Origin of the sequence: Neptunicoccus cionae (assembly GCF_002860325.1) — a bacterium.
Taxonomy (GTDB): Bacteria; Pseudomonadota; Alphaproteobacteria; order Rhodobacterales; family Rhodobacteraceae; genus Amylibacter; species Amylibacter lutimaris.
In genome coordinates, this window is record NZ_PKOJ01000001.1 from 1,086,577 (window position 1) to 1,101,950 (window position 15,374).

Here is a 15,374-nt window from a genome sequence, read left to right on the forward strand (position 1 = left end):
GTGGCCCGCATCACCTTTGACGATGTATCCCTGACACTGGACGGGCGGCAGGTTTTCGGACCGGCCTCTCTGGTGCTGGCAGAGCGTCGCATCGGGGTTATCGGGCAGAACGGAGCAGGCAAATCCAGCTTTCTGCGCTTGATGGCGGGGCTGGTGAAGCCGGACAGCGGACAGGTGCGACTGGGTGACAGCGATGTTTACACTGACCGTAAGGCGGTGCTGGCGGGAATCGGTGTGATCTTTCAAAACCCCGATCACCAGATCCTGTTTCCCACCGTGGCCGAGGAAATTGCTTTCGGGCTTACCCAGCTTGGCGCATCAAAGGCAGAAGCACATGCGCGCGCATTGCGCGTTCTGGCAGAGCAGAACCGTGCGGATTGGGCGGACCGGCAGTGTTACACCCTGTCAGGCGGGCAGCGGCATTTTCTGTGCCTGATGGCGGTTCTGGCGATGGAGCCGGATGTGATCCTGCTGGACGAACCCTATGCGGGGCTTGATATTCCCACATCTGCGCAGTTGCACCGGCAGTTGGACGGTCTGGCCCAATCGCTGGTGATGATAACCCATGATCCGGCGCTGCTGGCTGACTACGATCGTGTGATCTGGATCGACGGTGGCAGGGTGGAGTCAGATGGCGCACCCGCAGAGGTGCTGCCGGGTTTCATATCAGAAATGGAGCATCGCGGCGCATGTTGAGCCTGACGCTGGAGCGGCAAAGCTGGGCCCATCGCATCCCTGTTGGCTGGAAACTGGCCATATTGTTTGCTCTGACTTTTGTAACCTTTCCGATTGAACGGCTCGACCCCCTGATAGCGGGGATTGTGCTGGTGGTTCTGGGTTGGACCAGTCTGGGGCGTACAGGATTCCGCGCGAGCCTACGGGCGTTGCGTCCGGTTCTGTGGTTTGTGGTGATTATTCTTGTTTACCACCTCCTTGTCGGGCGTCTGCATCAGGGGGCGGTTATTGTTCTGAAAATGCTGTTGTTGTTTAGCGCGGCGAATTTTGTGACCATGACCAGCAAGCTTAGCGACATGATGGAGCTGGTCATCCGGCTGCTCTCGCCCTTACGCAGGGTTGGTTTTCCGCCTGAAAGGATAGCACTTGCTTTTGCTTTGGTGATCCGCTTTACCCCTGTGCTAGGCCAGCGCGGCGCGCGTCTGGCAGAGGCTTGGCGGGCGCGATCCGCGCGTCGGGTCGGACCCCGAATTGTTGCCCCCCTAGCGGTGTCGGCACTGGATGATGCGGATCAGGTTGCCGAGGCGCTGCGCGCGCGGGGCGGTCTGCGCGAATAGGAGGAAGACTATGGAAAGAAATATCGTATATATTGCCGTTTTTGGGGCACTGATTGCTGCACTCGGGCTACTGCCGAAAGTAACCCTGATGAGCGGTATTCCGATTACTGCCCAATCCATGGGGATCATGCTCTGCGGGACTGTGCTGGGTGCGCGTAAAGGCGCTTTGGCGGTGCTGCTGTTTCTGGCGCTGGTGGCGCTCGGTCTGCCGCTTCTTGCGGGCGGACGTGGTGGTTTGGGCGTGTTTACAACGCCTTGGGCCGGTTTTCTCTTCGGCTTTCCGGTTGCGGCCTTTGTGACTGGACTTGTCATGCGCTGGTTGCGCGGTGCTCGTGTGGGTGTGGTGGCAGCTGTTGCCTCTGTGATCGGCGGGATCGGCGCGCTCTACGCTATTGCGGTGCCTTATTATATGGTGATGACAGGGGCCGGTCTGGCCGATGCGATTGCCACAGCGGCGCTGCCCTTCATTCCGGGCGATCTGGTCAAAGCCGTTGTTGCCGGTGCCATCACTGGCACTGTTTACAAAGCACGTCCCCGCGCTGTGATGTCACGCGCCTGATCTAGACTTCCAACAGCAAAGCGGTTCCAAGCCCGCCCGCCGCCGCAATTGCGGCAAGGCCGGTGCCACCGCTTTGCTGCAATTCATGAAACAGGCGTACTGCATTGATCGCGCCTGACGCGCCGATGGGATGCCCCCGCGCCAAAGCGCCGCCACCGCGGTTCATTGTGTCCGGATCAAGCCCTGCTGCCCGCTGACAAGCGATCGCCTGCACGGCATAAGCCTCCATAACCTCGCTACAAGCCAGCGCGCCCGGGGCAAGACCCGCCTGTGTGAGCGCGCGCTGTATGGCAACGACTGGCGCTGTAGCAGGTGTTTCCGGCGCTGCGCCCAGTGTGGCGCCACCCAGAACCCGCGCAGGCTTCAAACGGGTGACTTCTCTGGCCAGCTTCTCATCTACCACCAGAACAAATGCTGCCGCATCAGCCTTTACGGCGGTGTTCGCCGCGCTGAGGCTGCCGGTCACACTTGGTGCACGCTCTGCGGTGCGAATTGATAGCTTGCGGGTAAAGGCGTCCCTGTCCAAACCGTTCAGTGTTACAATCTCCTGCCCCAGTCGCTCGGTCGCCGCGCGGGCCTTGGCATGGCTTTCCACTGCAAAGCAGTCCTGTTCGCTGCGGGAGATTCCCAGATCCCTAGCAAGTTGCGCTGCACTTTCGTGCAGGTCGGGGTCACGTTCCGGCCAAGGGCTGAAAGGGGGGCGGTCGTAAGCCGACGGTGCTCCGCCATCGGGATCAGTGCGTAAACGGGCAGGGCGGCGGGAATGGCTTTCCGCGCCACCGGCCAGCACCGCACGTGCTGCACCGGATTGCACCAGACGCGCTGCCAACAGGATCGCATCAAGCCCGCCGGCACATTGGCGGTCGATGGACAGGCCCGCCACCGTCTCCGGCAGGCCGGCAGCAAGTGCGGCGAGCCGTGCAGGATTACCGCCTCCGTAAAGCGCATTCGACAGGATAACTTCGTCAACATCGCAAGGGCAGTCGGCAAGACAGGCTTGCAGAACAGGGGCCGCCAGTTCGTGCAGTTCTAACCGCGCAAAGGCGCCGTTTTCGGGGGCGACCGCGCTGCGGTATCCGGCAATGATGAAGGCTTGGCTCATGGCAACAACCGCTCCAAAGCGCGGTAATCCGGTTTGCCAGAGGCAAGGCGGGGCAATTCGGGCAGGTTGGTCAGGGTTTTCAGTGCGGCCGGACAGGGGGCCGCGCCCTCAACAAATCCGTGCAGGATATAACCGCGCAGCGGATCAGGCACGGGCAGAACCGCAGCGGCCGTTGCGCCAGCGGTGATCAGGCCGATTTCCAGTTGATCCAGCGATACCGATGTATCGGCAATTGTAAGAATGCGATCCTGCCGCCCTGTTAGAAACAGAAAGCCGTTCGACCCTAACCTGCCGATTTCCCCGACAGTGATCCATCCGTCTTTGACCTGCGTACTGCCGCTTTGCCCGCTGGCGTATTCCGTGAACAGCATCGGGCTGCGCACCCAGACCAGACCTTCTGCGCCGCTCTGACAAGGCTGGCCCTTCGGATCGCGGATTTCTATATCAACACCCGGAAAGGCGGCACCAACCGCGTTTGCGGGGGCAGAGCTGTCGGCCAGAGTGATGAAACTGGTCTCTGCGGCGCCGTAAAACCGCCAGACTTGCGCATTGGGCAAAATCGTTGCCACATGCGCTGCGGTTTCCGGATCAAACGGACCGCCACCGCTGATGACATGGGTTACATCTGGCGCGATCTGGCGGATCAGGCGCAACTGTGTCGGGGTGGCGTAGAGATGGGTGATGCCCCGTGCAGCCAATCCGCTGCGCGGCAGGAAATGCAGATGCGCACCGCAGCACAGGGCCTCAACAGCAGCATAGAGCGAGAGGGAATAGGTGAGATCCCCGAAAACTCCAACCCGCGCATCCGGTCCGAGGCCGAGCCGCCCGGCTAGCACCGCAATGGAATACCCCCAACTTGACGCGCTGCGCCGGATCACCTTGGGCGGGCCACTGCTGCCCCCTGTCAGGGTGAAAAAATGACCTGCCAGATCGGGGGCGGTCACAGGCGGGCCGATGACCGGAGACAGACCAGCTTCAAGTGCCTGAAAGAAACCTGCCATAGCACGGGCTGGGTCGGCAGGATTGCCTTGGCGTGTCGCTGGTACAGCCGCTGCCTGCGCCGCAGTCAGGGTGACGCCGTCAAAATCCGTTAACGCTGCTTTCGGGTGCCAGATAAGCTTGTTCATACGGGCGGTGTAACGGGGATTGCAGGCCGGCTCAATCCTGTTGGAGCAGAGCCTGATTGCCGGTTTCACGGTCTAATGCTGGCAAACCGTGCATTTTTTACCGACAAACAGCGGCTTGTGCTTTTCTTGCGGGCGGTCTTGTTCTAAGAGCGGGTCACTTGCGATCCAAGGAGTGCTGCACATGTTTTCCAACAGTTTTATCGACAAAGACGCGATGGCCGAACTGGCAGCCAAGATGCTGCTGGAAATCAAGGCAGTTAACTTTCGCGCGGACGAACCCTACACTTTTGCCAGCGGACTGGCCTCTCCGGTGTATATCGACTGCCGCAAACTGATTTCCTATCCCCATATCCGCAGCGCGCTGATGGATTTTGCCGTAGCAACGCTCTACCGCGATGTGGGGTTCGAACAGTTCGACGCCGCTGCGGGCGGTGAAACTGCGGGCATTCCCTTCGCCGCATGGATCGCAGAGCGCATGGCCCTGCCGATGCAATATGTACGCAAGAAACCAAAAGGTTACGGGCGTGATGCGCAAATTGAGGGCGACATTTCCGAAGGCCAGCGGGTGCTGCTGGTAGAGGATCTGACCACCGACGGCGGTTCCAAGTTGCGTTTTGCCGAAGCGATCCGCAAGGCGGGTGCTACCTGTGATCACACGCTGGTGGTGTTTTACTATGACATCTTCAAGAACACCCACGAAATGCTGGCCGAGAACGGCCTGAAGCTGCACTACCTGGTAACCTGGTGGGACGTGCTGAAGGTGGCGCGTGCGCAGGGCAATTTCGATGACGCAACACTGGATCAGGTAGAGGCATTCCTGAATGCGCCGCTGGAATGGTCCAAGGCGAATGGCGGTGTCTACGAACTCCCCAGCGCAGGATAGGATTCGCGGCTTCAGTGCGGCAATCCTGATAATTGTTAAAATCTGTTAAAGCCCTCCGCGTCAAAACGGGGGGTTTTTTCGTTTTTCTGTGGATAAGCCCGAATTAGCTGGGGATGGAACGGGGGCGGTTCCAAGTTTTTTCTTTACATGAAGCCGGATTGCTTACACCATATCTTGTAAGGGCAGCGGGAATAATCCGTAAACCTAGCGCCAACACCTATAATTTGTTGCGGCGCGTATCGGGTGGGCAACCAAGAAGGCAACAGGCATGACAAGCACAGAGCAATATCTTGATAGCGGCGAAATGCATCCAATTGATGTGGTCGAAACACTGGCCGAACATTACGACTGGGCATTTGACCGCGTGGCCGAAGACCAGATCGCCATGGCGATCGAAGGGGCGTGGCGCACCTATTCCATCACACTGGCCTGGTCGGCCTATGATGAAACTCTGCGAATGATCTGTTCGTTCGAGATGGCACCGCCGGAGGAAAAACTTCCGGCGTTGTTTCAGGCAATGAATTTGGCGAATGACAAATGCTGGGCGGGGTCTTTTTCGCTCTGGGACGAACAGCAACTGATGGTCTACCGTTACGGCCTGATGCTGGGCGGGGGCGTTTCAGCCGCACCCGAGCAGGTGGACCAGATGCTCACGGCAGCGGTTATGGCCTGCGAGCGGTTCTATCCGGCATTTCAGCTGATCTGCTGGGGTGATGAAACGGTGGAGCGGGCAATGGATATTGCCATGTCCGAAGCTTACGGCCGCGCCTGAGAGCTGATGCAGTGAACAAGCCTGCGAGACGGGCTTGATTTCCCTATGGGCATCCCTCAAGGTCCGCCATGAATCGGCGGGACTTTAAGAGGGTAAAGAACGTGACTTTACAACGCGTAAATGAGGGCGGCCTAGTGCTGCTGGGCTGTGGTAAAATGGGCTCTGCCATGTTGCAGGGCTGGTTGTCCCAAGGGGTAAAACCGCCGTCCGTTTCCATCCTTGATCCGTCCCCTTCGGACTGGGTGCAGGCCTTACAGGCAGACGGTGTGGGCGTGAACACGGATTTGCCGAATGCGCCTGCGGTTTGTATCGTCGCTGTGAAGCCGCAAATGATGGGCGAAGCCTTGCCCCGTTTGCAGGCGATGGGCAACGGCAGCACGGTGTTCATTTCTGTTGCGGCAGGCACACCGATTGCCGCCTTTGAAGCGGTTCTTGGGGACAAAACTCCGATCATCCGCGCAATGCCGAACACCCCCGCTGCGGTGTCAAAGGGGATTACCGCATTAATCGGGAATGCAAATATTTCCGAAGCAGATATGCAGATGGCCGAAAATCTGCTGCAAGCAGTCGGCCAGACTGTCCGGCTGGAGGACGAGGGCCAGATGGACGCAGTAACGGCTGTGTCCGGCTCTGGTCCGGCCTATGTGTTCCACCTGATCGAAACGCTTGCCGCTGCAGGAGAGGCCGAAGGGCTGAGCGCTGAACTGTCATTGAAACTGGCCCGTGCCACTGTGGCTGGTGCAGGGGCGCTGGCAGAGCAGGCCGAAGAAGATCCCGCACAGTTGCGGCGCAATGTGACCTCCCCCGCGGGGACAACAGCCGCCGCACTTGAGGTGCTGATGGACGCGGAAACCGGCTTTCCGCCCCTGCTGCGCCGGGGCGTCAAAGCCGCCGCAGACCGCAGCCGGGAGTTGGCGAAATGAGCGATCATCAGGACGACACCATCAGCTTTGACGATTTCGTAAAGGTAGACGTGCGCGTAGGTGTCATCACCCGCGCCGAACCCTTTCCCGAAGCCCGAAAACCGGCCATCAAGCTCTGGGTGGATTTTGGTGGAGAACTGGGGGAAAAGAAATCTTCGGCCCAGATCACCGCTCATTACACCCCAGAAACGCTGGTCGGGACGCAGGTTATGGCGGTAGTGAACTTCCCGCCGCGCCAGATAGGGCCGGTGATGTCCGAGGTTTTGGTGCTGGGCGTGCCGGATGCCAATGGGGAAGTCGTTCTGGTGCGGCCAGACCAGACTGTGCCTGCAGGCGGGCGGTTGCATTAAGTGTAACCTGCGCTGCGATCTTTCGGAATTTGAGTATTTGAGGAACATTGAAGATGGCTGACTTGCCAAGAGTATTCGTGACACGGCCTCTGCCGGAGAAGGTTCTGGAAGAAGCGGCGCGGCATTTTGAGTTGACGGTGCGCAAAGAGACGCTGCCGCTCGACAAGGGTGAGATGGCTTCGGTTTTGGGGAACTATGACGGGGTTTTGCCGACACTGGGCGACCCGCTGGGTGCGGATGTTCTGGGTAAAGGTGCGAGAGCCCGTGTTCTGGCGAATTTCGGAGTGGGGTATAACCATATCGACGTAGCAGCGGCAGAGGCAGCTGGCATGGTCGTCTCAAACACGCCCGGCGCTGTGACCGATGCAACGGCGGATATTGCAGTACTGCTGATGTTGATGACGGCTAGACGGGCGAGCGAAGCCGAAGCCGCCGTGCGGGATGGCAGCTGGCAGGGCTGGCATCCGACCCAGTATCTTGGCCTGCATGTCAGCGGAAAAACCCTTGGCGTGATCGGCACGGGACGGATCGGTAAGGCGATTGCCAAACGCTGCCACTTCGGTTTTGGAATGGATGTGGTGTTTTATAACCGCTCGACTGTTGCCGATTGTGGTGTGCCAGCCCGTCAGCTTGGTACGGTGGCCGAGGTGATGGCGGCGGCGGATGTCGTGTCTTTATCCGTGCCGGGCGGAGCGGCGAACCAGCACATGATCGGTGCGGCAGAACTGGCGGCGATGAAGCCTCATGGTATTCTGGTGAACACGGCGCGGGGCGATGTGGTGGACGAGGCGGCTTTGATCGCAGCCTTGCAATCGGGCAGCATCGGTGGCGCTGGTTTGGATGTTTATGAAAACGAGCCGACGGTGCCAGAGGCATTGCGCAAGCTGAAAAACGTGTCGCTGCTGCCCCATCTGGGCACGGCGGCGCTGGATGTGCGCACGGATATGGGGCTGATGGCGGTAGAAAACCTGCGGGCCTTTTTCGCGGGTGAGGATGTGCCCAATAGGGTAACGGTTTAACCCGTTATAAGGCTGTCCACCCATTCCGGAACGATCCGGCTGGCAGGACCGGTGCGGCTTTCATCAAAGAGCGATGCGCCAAGCGAGGGTTCCAGGTTCAACTCCAGCGTGCGTGCGCCTGCGGCGGCGGCTTCCTGAACGAAACCGGCAGCGGGATAGACGTTGCCCGATGTGCCGATAGACACAAACAGGTCTGCGCGATGCAGCCGGTCGTAAATATCTTCCATGAAATAGGGCATTTCCCCGAACCAGACCACATCCGGACGGGTGGCCGCTGTGTTGCACTTCGGGCAGGGGTCATTGGGGTGCATCTCTGCCGGAGCGTCCCATGTCTGTTCGCAGGCGGCACATCTAGCGCGGTTCAGGGCGCCGTGCATATGCCAGACCGCCTTGCTGCCGGCACGTTCGTGCAAATCGTCCACATTCTGCGTCACAATCAGCAAGTCATCCCCGAGTGCGCCTTCCAGTCGCGCCAGCGCATCATGCGCAGCGTTCGGGGCAGAGGACTGACAGTTGGCGCGGCGGGCATTGTAAAATTCGTGCACAAGGGCCGGATCGGCGGCGAAACCCTCGGGGGTGGCAACCTGTTCTATCGGGTATTTTTCCCACAGCCCGCCCGCATCGCGAAAGGTGCCGAGGCCGCTTTCAGCGGATATTCCCGCGCCTGTCAGAATGACCAGTTTCATGTTCGGCCCCTTTGCGTATTCGCTAATGACTCATAAAAAAACCGGGGCCAGTGGCCCCGGCTGTTATCCGGTAAGCAATCCTGTCGGCTGCGATTATTCGCGATTGCCGAACAAGGCCAGCAGCATCATGAACATGTTGAGGAAGTTCAGATACAGACCCAGTGCGCCCATGATCGCGGATTTACCAAGCCATTCGTTGTCGCCGTGATGGGCGTGAGCAAGGTAGGTGTTCTTGATGTTCTGCGTGTCATAAGCTGTCAGACCTGCAAAGATCAGCACACCGATCGCGTTGATTGCGAACATGATGGCAGGAGACTGCAGGAAGATGTTCAGGATCATTGCAACGATAATGCCGATCAGACCCATGAACAGGAAGCTGCCCCAGCCGGAGATGTCTTTCTTTGTGGTATAGCCCCAGAGGGACAGGGACGCGAAAGCGATCGCGGTCACAAAGAAGATCTGTGCGATGGAAAAGCCGGTGTAAACCGCGAAGATCCAGGAAATCGACAGACCCATCAGGGCGGAGAAGCCCCAGAACACCATTTGTGCGGTACCCAGTGACATCTTGTTAATCATCGCGCCAAAGCCGAAGACCACGGCCAGCGGAGCAAACATGATGACGTATTTGATCGGGCTGGTGAACATGGCCTGAAGCATGGCCACAGGGAAGATCAGTGTCGCTTCGCCGTTGACGGCGCGAGCGAAGTCCGTGCCGACGAAATAGGCGACGATGCCGGTGATGAACATTGCAACACCCATAAGGGCGTAGACTTTGTTCATATGCGCGCGCAACCCTGCGTCGATCTGGGTTGCTTCGACACCCACACCTGCGCGGCGGACTGTCTCGTATTGTGCCATTTTGGTTTTCTCCTCGAAAAACTGTTGAACATCCCTCCGGGAAGTCCGGAAGGGTTACAAAGAATATCGGTGGGATGGAGCGATTTTTCAAGAGAAACCCGTTGAAAATTGTGCTGTTAGTCCTAAAGCAGCACAATTTTCGCTATGGTTGCGGGAATTAGCCTTTCCAATGGCTTGGTGCGTCCCACAGGCTGCGGAGGGCCTCGGCTTCTGCATCAGCGCGGGTAAGGCCGATGTCGGCAAGTTGCTGATCCGTCAGTTGCATTAACCGAAGGCGCTGGCTGCGGAGATGAAAGGCGTCCGCAAGGCGACGGAACAGACCGCGTGGGCGTTTCGTCATGCGGGGCAGTGGGGTAACTGTATAAGTCATGAGGCTATCCTTTCCAATTTCGGATGTCAAATCCGGTTTGCATCAAACTTCTTGATATATAACTGCCATAGGTGTATCCATTTTTAAAACGAATGTTTGTTGGTTTAATCATCAGGGAATTTGATATGGCTCGAAATCTGGATTTAACTGCTCTGCGCAGTTTTGTTGCGGTGGCCGACACCGGCGGTGTTACGCGTGCGGCAGCGCAGCTCAACCTGACCCAATCAGCGGTTTCCATGCAGTTGAAACGGCTCGAAGAATCGCTTGGACAAAGCTTGCTCGACCGCGCCAATCGGAGTGTGACCCCGACCGCACAAGGGGAAGTGTTGCTCAGCTACGGGCGGCGCCTGCTTGCGCTGAATGACGAGGTCTGGTCCCGCATGACCGATCAAAAATTTGAGGGCGAAATCGTGTTCGGCGTGCCCCATGACATCGTCTATCCCCACATCCCCAAGGTTCTAAAACGGTTTGCTTCGGCCTATCCCAAGGTGAAAGTGAAGATGGTGTCCTGCTATACGTCCGAACTGAAACGCCAGTTTGAAGCAGGGGAATGCGATGTGATCCTGACGACAGAAACCGGCGGTGCAGAAGATTCCGTCCGTCTCGCCAGTCTGGATCTTGTCTGGTACGGCGCGCCGGGCGGGACCACATGGAAGGAACGCCCGCTCCGGATCGCGTTTGAGTCCCAATGTATTTTCCGCCCCATAGCCCTGAAATCTCTGGATGAGGCGCAGATTCCCTGGGAAATGGCCGTGGAATCCATGTCGTCCATGACTGTGGAAGCCTCTTTAAGTGCGGATCTTGGCGTGCAGGCACGGTTACAAGGGACAGCCCCGCCTTATCTGGAGGCGGTCCCGCAAGGCGCATTGCCCGAATTGCCGGAATTCCAGATCAACATGATGATTGCTCCGGCCAGCCGCAACGAAATGGCTCCGCTTCTGGCTGAAATGGTCAGAGAGGAATACTGCTGCTCTATGGAACCGCCCCGAAGGATGCAGATTGCTGTCTGAGTATGACGGCTCCCTAAAGGAGCGTTCGGCAGGCAAATGCTAGTAGTAGAAAGGGGGCAGTCCATGTGCCCCCTTTTTCACTTAATCAATCGTGATGACAACCTTGCCGGTCGCTTTGCGGGTGCGCAGCAGTTCCAGACCCTCGTTGGCCTGTTCCATCGGCAGGGTGTGGCTGACATGGGGTTTGATTTTGCCGTCCGCGTACCATTCCAGCAGTTTTGCGAGGCTGTCGTTCAGCACTGCAGGGTTGGTCTTGGAATATCCGCCCCAGTAATAGCCGATCACTGTCAGGTTTTTCACCAGCAGGATGTTGGCCGGAATTTGTGGCACCTCGCCCGAGGCGAAGCCGAGTGGGATCAGGCGGCCTTCGGGGTTCGTGGCGCGCAAGGCTTCCTTAAAAAGATCGCCGCCCACAGGATCATAGACGACATCCGCGCCGCCGAGAGCTTTTACCTGTTCTCTTAAATTGCCGCTGTCAGAAGCAATCAGGTGATCTGCACCGGCTTCCTGTGCGATCTTCAGTTTATCTGCGCCGCGTGCCACCGCGATAACCTCGGCTCCCATCAGCTTGCCCAGTTCAACCGCTGTCAGGCCGACGCCGCCGGATGCGCCAAGCACCAGCAGCCGTTCCCCCGGTTGCATCCGCGCCCTGTGATCCAGCGCCAGATGGGCGGTGCCATATCCCACCGGAAACGCGGCCGCATCAACCATTGGCATACTGTCTGGCACGGGAAGACAAATGTCGGCATCCACAGCGGCAAATTCGGCGATCCCGCCAAATCCGATGTAGGAAATAACCTTCTGTCCCACGGACAAACCTTTTACATTCGGGCCGACCGCATCAATCGTTCCGGAAATCTCCATTCCGAGCGTAAAGGGCAATTGCGGTTTTTCCTGATAGGTCCCTTTGACCAGAAGCAGATCCCCGAAATTCAGCGCACAGGCGGCGACACGGATCAGGACCTGCCCGTCGGCTGGCTCGGGTTTTTCTACCGTCCGTAGTTCGAGCGGACTTCCATGTTGGGTGACTTGCATTGCACGCATTCGGGTGTTCCTCCTTTAACTGTGCAGTGGTTTAAACGAAGTTCGCAACGAGGGGAAACGGGGATTTTCGCCGAATAAATGCACAATTGAGACTTTTAATGGAAGAAACGGCGAAAAAGTTTTTGCATAATGCAAAAAAATCTGCATTTTCGCTTCCAGACCTGCGAACATGTTAAACGATCATCTTTAGATTGTATGCAATTCGGTCTAGCACGTTAAAAGAAAGTACAAGGGGCGTATGTGGGACGAGTCGCCCCGAGGTTAAAGACAATAAATTAAATTTTGAAAATCAGTCGCATCTGTCGTCAGAGATGAAGATCAGCTGCGGGAACATGTCGTTAGACAGGACAGTGGAGACTTTTTGAATGAAACATCCGGTTGATATCCATGTTGGAAAGCGTGTGCGGCACCGTCGATGGATGCTTGGCGTGACCCAGCAACAGCTCGGCAACAAGGTTGGGATCAAGTTCCAGCAAATCCAGAAGTATGAGACCGGTATGAACCGGATCAGCGCATCGCGGCTCTGGGATATTGCCGAAGCTCTGGAGGTTCCTGTCAGCTTCTTCTTCGAAGGTTTCGACAAACCAGAAGAAATTCTCGAGGCGGAAATGCAAGCATCCGGTGATGCACAGCAAGGCGACCTTCTTTCAGATAAAGAGGCGCTGGAGTTGGTGCGTTCCTACTATGCTATCCCCGAGAACCAACGCCGCAAGCTGTTCGATCTCGCACGGGTTCTCAGCACCAACTGAGACATCCGGCTGGATTACCGGTCCGTTTCAGGCTAGACGCGCAGTTGTCCAAGACAACTATTTAACAGACGAGCGCGCCTATGCCCGAGACAGCCCCGTTATCTTCCGCACTCCACGACGAACTGCTGCGTGTCGCTCATCTGCTGGCGGATGCGGCGCGGCCGATTGCACTGCAGTATTTTCGCGGGGCAGGGCAGGACATCGAAAACAAACTGGATGGCGATTTTGATCCGGTTACTGTGGCCGACCGCCTGATCGAGCGGAAAATGCGCGAGATTCTGGCGCAGCACCGTCCGCAGGACAGTATTCTTGGCGAAGAGTTTGCAGCCTATGAAGGCACCAGCGGCCTGACATGGGTGCTGGACCCGATTGACGGAACACGGGGATTTATCTCGGGAACCCCGACTTGGGGCGTTCTGATTGCTGTCGGTCCTGAGGGCGGCCCGCTTATTGGCATGATCGACCAGCCGTTTACAGGGGAGCGGTTCATTGGCACACCAAAGCAGGCACAGTGGCTGCACCCTTCCGGGGAACGTGCGCTCGGGACGCGCACTTGTGGAGGGTTGCAGGATGCCATCCTGTTCACAACCTTTCCCGAAATCGGGACCCAGCACGAACAGGCCGCGTTCAATCGTGTGCGGGATAGGGTCAAACTGACCCGTTATGGTATAGATTGCTACGCTTACGGACTGCTTGCTGCCGGTCAGGTGGATCTGGTGATCGAGGCGGGGCTGAACGCTTATGACATCCAAGGGCCTTTGGCCGTGATAGAAGCTGCTGGCGGAATCGTAACCGACTGGCACGGTGAACCGGCTTATAACGGTGGCCAGGTTATTGCCGCCGGTGATCCCTCGCTTCATGCCGCCGCCCTGACATTATTACAGGCCGACGGTATTGTTTAACTGGTGAAAGACAGCAGGGCGTTAGTAGTGCCCGCTTTCAATTCCGTTGTAGAAATCAAAAGTTTCCAACGGAATGATGCCCGAAACGATGATTCCCATCAGGCCCAGCCAGATCACCACCGACACACCCGTTACAATCAGCGCTCTTTTACCAAGCTGCGGATTTGCAGGTGCGGAAGACGGGGTGCCTTTGACAACTGCACCATCTTCCGTCTGACTCTTCAGTTTTATCGGAAGGACGATGAACAGGGTCATAAACCAGACCACCGCATAAAGTACGAGAGCTGCGCCGATTGTCATCTAGACTTGTTCCAGTTCAACAAGGGTTCCGGTAAAATCCTTGGGGTGAAGGAAAAGGACGGGTTTGCCGTGAGCCCCGATCTTAGGTTCGCCGCTACCCAGAACCCGCGCACCACTTGCTTGCAGACGGTCCCGTGCTGCCAGAATGTCGTCTACTTCGTAACAGATGTGATGAATGCCGCCGGCAGGGTTCTTGTCCAGAAACCCCTGAATCGGAGAGTTCTCACCCAGCGGGTAGAGCAATTCTACCTTGGTGTTGGGGAGTTCTATAAACACCACGGTAACCCCGTGATCCGGTTCGTCCTGAGGTGCGCCCACATTCGCCCCGAGCGTATCGCGGTATTGCGCGCATGCGGCTTCCAGATCCGGCACGGCAATCGCCACGTGGTTCAAACGTCCAATCATCATTATCTCCTCTAATCCCGTAGGCCTGATATGGCGCGGAGGGTCGGATTTGGCAACGCGACAAAGGGCGCACCCGTTCACGCTGCAGGCAGGTTTTATGAAAACCTTACGTCTATTAGGGAACTGTTAGCAAATTTGAGGTTCCATTAGGCAGGTTTCCAGAAACAGCCCGGGGGCAGACATGCCACATGATATTGATCCCTTCACCGCCAATTTCGCGCGCAGCAGGCCCCTTGTCGGGGTGACAATCCTCTTGGCTGAAGACAGCAGGTACTGTTCCGAAGCGGTCCGGTTGATGGCATTGCGCAGCGGGGCGCGGTTGCGCCGTGTCGATAGTGTGAAATCCGCTTGCAAACACCTGAAGCTTTATAAACCGGACATCGTTATTGTCGATCTGGGATTGCCGGACGGATCGGGAATTGACCTGATACGCGATGTTGCCGGTCGGAAAATACCCAACCAGATCACAATCGCGCTAAGCGGGGATGACAGCGCGCATGTGCAGGAAGCGGTGAAAAAGGCGGGGGCGCAGGGTTTCCTTGGTAAGCCGATCCAGAACCTGTCAAAATTTCAGGACCAAATCGTGGCAATACTAAAAGCAAGCGGCATGGAGCGCGTTAGCGGAACAAAAGTGTCAGATCGGGGCGACGAGGACGTGGCGGATCTGGACCGGCAGGCGTTGTTTGATGATCTGGACAGGATACGCAAATTGCTGGAAACCGCGCTGCCGGAAAACGACCGGCATAAATTACGTTATTGCGCACAATTTGTGGATAGCGTCGGCCAGACCGCCCGAGACGTGGAACTGACCCGACAGGCCCGGGTGTTTTTCAGCCGGATCGAATCCGGTGCACAGAGCGACAAAAGCGGGCGGCAGATGCTCGAATTACTGCGTCGCAAGCTGTCCGAGAGCACACCGCTGATCCGCAACCGTGAACATGTGGCGTAAATGCTCTCTCCGGAGGGGGGGCATTTCAGGCGTGTGATGCCGCTTTAGGACTATCAGTCTTGGTTGTTTCGGCG

20 protein-coding genes are annotated in these 15,374 nt (G+C 57.5%); 12 read left to right on the forward strand and 8 right to left on the reverse strand.

The features are described from left to right. Genes C0U40_RS05250 through C0U40_RS05260 form a run of 3 tightly spaced genes read left to right on the forward strand, consistent with a single transcriptional unit; the run spans position 1 to position 1,851 of the window. On the forward strand, positions 1-696 hold the full coding sequence (locus C0U40_RS05250) for an energy-coupling factor ABC transporter ATP-binding protein (RefSeq protein ID WP_101654637.1): 696 nt from the start codon (positions 1-3) through the stop codon (positions 694-696). Next, entirely contained in the window at positions 690-1,292 is a 603-nt protein-coding gene (locus tag C0U40_RS05255; protein WP_101654638.1) for an energy-coupling factor transporter transmembrane component T family protein, read from the forward strand. Before C0U40_RS05250 ends, C0U40_RS05255 begins: the two co-directional genes overlap by 7 nt. Before the next feature lie 10 nt (positions 1,293-1,302). Then, entirely contained in the window at positions 1,303-1,851 is a 549-nt protein-coding gene (locus C0U40_RS05260; protein WP_101654639.1) for a biotin transporter BioY, read from the forward strand. A 1-nt stretch (position 1,852) separates the two neighbouring features. Here C0U40_RS05260 and C0U40_RS05265 read toward each other — a convergent pair whose 3' ends face one another. After that, complete coding sequence (locus C0U40_RS05265; protein WP_101654640.1) at positions 1,853-2,953, reverse strand: thiolase family protein; 1,101 nt, start codon at positions 2,951-2,953, stop codon at positions 1,853-1,855. Then, the gene (locus C0U40_RS05270; RefSeq protein WP_145991888.1) at positions 2,950-4,149 is read right to left on the reverse strand and encodes an AMP-binding protein; all 1,200 of its coding nucleotides are present in this window, start codon (positions 4,147-4,149) and stop codon (positions 2,950-2,952) included. The genes C0U40_RS05265 and C0U40_RS05270 overlap by 4 nt, the downstream gene beginning before the upstream one ends. 112 nt (positions 4,150-4,261) lie before the next feature. On the opposite strand from C0U40_RS05270, the gene C0U40_RS05275 reads away from it, so the two are divergent. The 5 genes from C0U40_RS05275 to C0U40_RS05295 all read left to right on the forward strand — a co-directional run bounded on the left by C0U40_RS05275 (position 4,262) and on the right by C0U40_RS05295 (position 8,027). Further along, positions 4,262-4,963, forward strand: coding sequence for an orotate phosphoribosyltransferase (locus C0U40_RS05275; RefSeq protein ID WP_101654642.1), 702 nt, complete (start codon positions 4,262-4,264; stop codon positions 4,961-4,963). A 268-nt stretch (positions 4,964-5,231) separates the two neighbouring features. Beyond that, entirely contained in the window at positions 5,232-5,735 is a 504-nt protein-coding gene (locus tag C0U40_RS05280; protein ID WP_101654643.1) for a YbjN domain-containing protein, read from the forward strand. 101 nt (positions 5,736-5,836) lie between these two features. Next, positions 5,837-6,658 (forward strand): pyrroline-5-carboxylate reductase, encoded by an 822-nt coding sequence (gene proC, locus C0U40_RS05285; RefSeq protein WP_101654644.1) that lies wholly within the window; start codon positions 5,837-5,839, stop codon positions 6,656-6,658. Next, on the forward strand, positions 6,655-7,008 hold the full coding sequence (locus C0U40_RS05290) for a tRNA-binding protein (protein ID WP_101654645.1): 354 nt from the start codon (positions 6,655-6,657) through the stop codon (positions 7,006-7,008). The genes proC and C0U40_RS05290 overlap by 4 nt, the downstream gene beginning before the upstream one ends. Before the next feature lie 53 nt (positions 7,009-7,061). Beyond that, complete coding sequence (locus C0U40_RS05295) at positions 7,062-8,027, forward strand: 2-hydroxyacid dehydrogenase (protein ID WP_101654646.1); 966 nt, start codon at positions 7,062-7,064, stop codon at positions 8,025-8,027. On the opposite strand, the gene C0U40_RS05300 is transcribed toward C0U40_RS05295, so the two are convergent. The 3 genes from C0U40_RS05300 to C0U40_RS05310 form a co-directional block, all read right to left on the reverse strand. After that, positions 8,024-8,713 (reverse strand): NAD-dependent deacylase, encoded by a 690-nt coding sequence (locus C0U40_RS05300; protein ID WP_101654647.1) that lies wholly within the window; start codon positions 8,711-8,713, stop codon positions 8,024-8,026. The genes C0U40_RS05295 and C0U40_RS05300 overlap by 4 nt on opposite strands. A 93-nt stretch (positions 8,714-8,806) precedes the next feature. After that, a complete protein-coding gene (locus C0U40_RS05305; protein WP_101654648.1) occupies positions 8,807-9,571 on the reverse strand; it encodes a Bax inhibitor-1/YccA family protein in 765 nt (254 codons plus the stop codon). Positions 9,572-9,728: 157 nt separating this feature from the next. Beyond that, positions 9,729-9,941: a DUF1127 domain-containing protein gene (locus C0U40_RS05310; RefSeq protein WP_101654649.1), complete on the reverse strand. Its 213-nt coding sequence runs from the start codon at positions 9,939-9,941 to the stop codon at positions 9,729-9,731. Positions 9,942-10,066: 125 nt separating this feature from the next. Here C0U40_RS05310 and C0U40_RS05315 point away from each other — a divergent pair, with 125 nt between their 5' ends. After that, positions 10,067-10,951: a LysR family transcriptional regulator gene (locus tag C0U40_RS05315; RefSeq protein WP_101654650.1), complete on the forward strand. Its 885-nt coding sequence runs from the start codon at positions 10,067-10,069 to the stop codon at positions 10,949-10,951. 81 nt (positions 10,952-11,032) lie between these two features. Here C0U40_RS05315 and C0U40_RS05320 read toward each other — a convergent pair whose 3' ends face one another. Then, positions 11,033-11,995 (reverse strand): NADPH:quinone oxidoreductase family protein, encoded by a 963-nt coding sequence (locus tag C0U40_RS05320; RefSeq protein ID WP_101654651.1) that lies wholly within the window; start codon positions 11,993-11,995, stop codon positions 11,033-11,035. A gap of 365 nt (positions 11,996-12,360) precedes the next feature. Here C0U40_RS05320 and C0U40_RS05325 point away from each other — a divergent pair, with 365 nt between their 5' ends. Both C0U40_RS05325 and C0U40_RS05330 read left to right on the forward strand, forming a co-directional pair. Then, positions 12,361-12,744: a helix-turn-helix domain-containing protein gene (locus tag C0U40_RS05325; RefSeq protein ID WP_101654652.1), complete on the forward strand. Its 384-nt coding sequence runs from the start codon at positions 12,361-12,363 to the stop codon at positions 12,742-12,744. 80 nt (positions 12,745-12,824) lie between these two features. Beyond that, the gene (locus C0U40_RS05330; RefSeq protein ID WP_101654653.1) at positions 12,825-13,646 is read left to right on the forward strand and encodes an inositol monophosphatase family protein; all 822 of its coding nucleotides are present in this window, start codon (positions 12,825-12,827) and stop codon (positions 13,644-13,646) included. A gap of 21 nt (positions 13,647-13,667) precedes the next feature. Here C0U40_RS05330 and C0U40_RS05335 read toward each other — a convergent pair whose 3' ends face one another. Both C0U40_RS05335 and mce read right to left on the reverse strand, forming a co-directional pair. Next, positions 13,668-13,946, reverse strand: coding sequence for a DUF1467 family protein (locus tag C0U40_RS05335; protein WP_101654654.1), 279 nt, complete (start codon positions 13,944-13,946; stop codon positions 13,668-13,670). Beyond that, positions 13,947-14,351 carry a methylmalonyl-CoA epimerase gene (mce, locus tag C0U40_RS05340; RefSeq protein WP_101654655.1) on the reverse strand — a complete coding sequence of 135 codons (405 nt, stop codon included), beginning with the start codon at positions 14,349-14,351 and terminating at the stop codon, positions 13,947-13,949. 181 nt (positions 14,352-14,532) lie between these two features. Between mce and C0U40_RS05345 the strand changes: the two genes are divergently transcribed. Continuing rightward, entirely contained in the window at positions 14,533-15,300 is a 768-nt protein-coding gene (locus C0U40_RS05345) for a response regulator (RefSeq protein ID WP_101654656.1), read from the forward strand. Positions 15,301-15,374 lie beyond the last annotated feature (74 nt).